We start from the raw sequence: 3235 nt of genomic DNA on the forward strand, positions 1-3235 counted from the left end.
ATGTGTGCCGGGAAATGGGCGTGCGTACCGATGTGCCTTTCCGGGATCTGACAGAGCGGGAAAAGGAGATCGTTTACCACGGTCCGGCGGAGAAAAAACACATTTTTTATAAAGCAAAGAAGACCAATCAGGCGGGAGAACTGGATTTTACTTATTTTAACGCAGTCTATACCGTAGAAAATGCTCTTGCGAAGGTAAAGGATGACAAGGGCATGAAGCGGGTAGAGCGTTTTCTAAAAGAAGAGATCTGCCCGGAATGCGGCGGAAGCAGACTTTCCGAACGGGCCAGAGCACCGAAGCTTCGCGGTATCGGGTTAGAGGCGGCCTGTCGGATGACCCTTGGGGAGCTGGCGGACTGGGTGGACGGTGTGCCTGCATCTCTGCCAAAAGAGATGCGTTCCATGGCCGAAAGCATCTGCGAGTCCTTCCGGAGTGCGGCAAGGCGTCTGATGGATCTGGGACTTTCTTACCTGTCCCTGGATCGGGCGGCTTCGACGTTGTCTACCGGAGAGCGTCAGCGGATGCAGCTGGCCAGAGCCGTCCGGAACCGGACTACCGGCGTGCTCTACGTGCTGGACGAGCCCTCTATCGGTCTGCATCCTTCCAACATCGTCGGGCTGAATGCAGTGATGCAGGCTCTGATCGCCGACGGTAATTCAGTCATTCTGGTGGACCATGATATCCAGATCCTTGCAGAATCCGACTGGATTATCGAGATGGGACCGGAGGCAGGCGCAGGTGGGGGACACGTGATTGCCGAGGGCAGTATCCCGGAGATTGTGGCAAATCCGGCTTCCATGATTGGTCCGTTTTTGTCAGGAAAGGCAGACAGCCGGATACGCTGCCAGGCGGCAGAAACAGACTTGTTTTCTCTGGGAAAGATCCATCTTTCCACGGCGCAGATTCATACGGTAAAACCATTGGAAACAGACATTCCCAAAGGCAGGCTGACAGTCGTAACCGGCGTATCCGGTTCCGGAAAAACTACCATGGTACTGGAAAGTCTGGTACCGGGTCTGCAGGCTGTGACAGCCGAAACCAAGCTGCCGGAGCATGTGAAAGGGATTTCAGCCGAAGGCATCTCCCATGTAAAGCTTATCGATGCCACGCCCATCGGGATCAATGTACGCTCTACCGTGGCCACCTATGCCAACGTCCATGATGAACTACGGAAGGTATTTGCCAGGACGGCAGACGCAAAAAGAGACGGTTATAAAGCAGGCGATTTCTCCTACAATACAGGGGCGCTGCGTTGTCCAATCTGCGATGGCACCGGAGAAATCAGCCTGGATGTGCAGTTCCTTCCGGATGTGGATATCCCCTGTACTGAGTGCGGCGGATCCCGGTACAGGAAAGAGACCTGGCAGATTCGGTATGAAACGAAATCAGGAAAGCAGTATTCCTTGCCGGAGCTTATGGAAATGGATGTGCATACGGCGCTGGAGGCCACAAAAGATCTGAAGACTGTTCATCAGCGCCTGGAGGTTCTGGAAAAGCTGGGGCTGGGCTATCTGACCCTGGGCGAGGAGACGCCAAGCCTCTCCGGCGGCGAAGCCCAGCGTCTGAAGCTGGCCAGTGAGATGGGGAAAGGACAGTCTGATTCGGTCTTTGTCTTCGATGAACCCACCATCGGCCTGCATCCGCTGGACGTCCGGATTCTGTTGCAGGTCTTCCAGACTCTGGTGGACAATGGCGCTACGGTGCTGGTTATCGAACACGATCTGGATGTGATCCGGAACGCCGATTATATCATTGATATGGGGCCGGGCGGCGGTGAAGCCGGAGGATGCATTGTAGCTGCCGGTACGCCCGCGCAGGTGGCAGCCAATCCGGAAAGTGTGACCGGAAAATATATGCAGAAAAAATAAAGCCAGAAAACGGCAGACATAAGAATACAAAAGCAGGGGACAATAGCTGTGTCACAGAAAATACAGCGGATTGTCCCTTTTTCATGATTTTTCTTATAGATAACAGGAGGTTCTGCCATGCGAAAACCGAACGAGCAGCTCATTGATTCCTATGATTATCTGTCCAATGCCGCATCAGCCCAGGACTGTACGGGACTGATTCCAAGCGGGGTGAAGGATGTGGACGAGTTGGAGGCCTACAACGAGCTCTATCATTACCGCCCGCCGCAGATCAAAAAGCGACAGAAATAAGCGAAACGTGTGTTCTCCATCTTTACAGGTATGCAAAATAGGTGTAACATAGAAGCCATGAAAATGAAAGTAAAGGCGGAGAATACACATGGATTATTCATTAAACACCAAATGCGTACAGGCCGGTTACACACCGGGAAACGGAGAACCCAGACAGATTCCGATTATTCAGTCTACCACTTATAAGTATGACACCAGCGAGGATATGGGAAAGCTTTTTGATCTGGAAGCAGAAGGCTATTTCTATTCCAGACTGCAGAACCCTACCAATGATTATGTGGCAGCAAAGATCACGGCCCTGGAGGGCGGTACGGCAGGTATGCTGACCTCATCCGGACAGGCGGCGAACTTTTTCGCCCTGTTTAATATCTGCGAGGCAGGCAGTCATATCGTAGCATCCTCTACCATTTACGGCGGCACCTACAATCTGATTGCCGTAACCTTGAAAAAAATGGGTGTGGACGCGACATTTGTAGATCAGGATTGTTCAGAGGAAGAATTGAATGCAGCGTTTCGGGATAACACCCGGGCTGTATTCGGAGAGTCCATTGCCAATCCGGCCCTGACAGTACTGGATATCGAAAAATTCGCAAAGGCGGCCCACGCTCACGGCGTACCGCTCATTGTGGACAATACCTTCCCGACTCCGGTAAATCTGCGGCCTTTTGCGTGGGGCGCTGACATTGTCACCCATTCCACCACCAAATATATGGACGGCCACGGCGCGGCCCTGGGCGGAGCCATCATCGACAGCGGTAAGTTTGACTGGATGGCCCATGCAGACAAGTTTCCCGGGCTCTGCACGCCGGACGAATCCTATCATGGTATCACCTATGCGGAAAAATTCGGTAAAGAGGGCGCGTTTATCACGAAATGTACTTCCCAGCTCATGCGGGATCTGGGCTGTGTCCAGTCTCCCCAGAACGCCTTTATCCTGAATCTGGGTCTGGAGTCCCTGCATGTGCGGATGCCCCGCCATGTGGAAAACGGCCAGGCTGTAGCGGAATTTCTGGATCAACACGAGAAGGTAGAGTTCGTCAATTATCCGACGCTGCCCTCCAACAAATATTATGAGC

3 protein-coding genes are annotated in these 3235 nt (G+C 52.9%); all 3 read left to right on the top strand.

Going from position 1 to position 3235, the window contains the following annotated elements:
* Positions 1-1868, top strand: a 1868-nt coding sequence (locus ACTRC3_RS11595) for an excinuclease ABC subunit UvrA (protein WP_440323175.1), incomplete at its 5' end; no start/stop codon positions are given.
* A 117-nt stretch (positions 1869-1985) separates the two neighbouring features.
* Positions 1986-2159 (top strand): hypothetical protein, encoded by a 174-nt coding sequence (locus tag ACTRC3_RS11600; protein ID WP_440323176.1) that lies wholly within the window; start codon positions 1986-1988, stop codon positions 2157-2159.
* 88 nt (positions 2160-2247) lie between these two features.
* On the top strand, positions 2248-3235 hold a 988-nt coding region (locus tag ACTRC3_RS11605), incomplete at its 3' end, for an O-acetylhomoserine aminocarboxypropyltransferase/cysteine synthase family protein (RefSeq protein ID WP_440323177.1).

Origin of the sequence: Laedolimicola sp. (assembly GCF_051972735.1) — a bacterium.
GTDB classification, from domain to species: Bacteria; Bacillota; Clostridia; order Lachnospirales; family Lachnospiraceae; genus Laedolimicola; species Laedolimicola intestinihominis.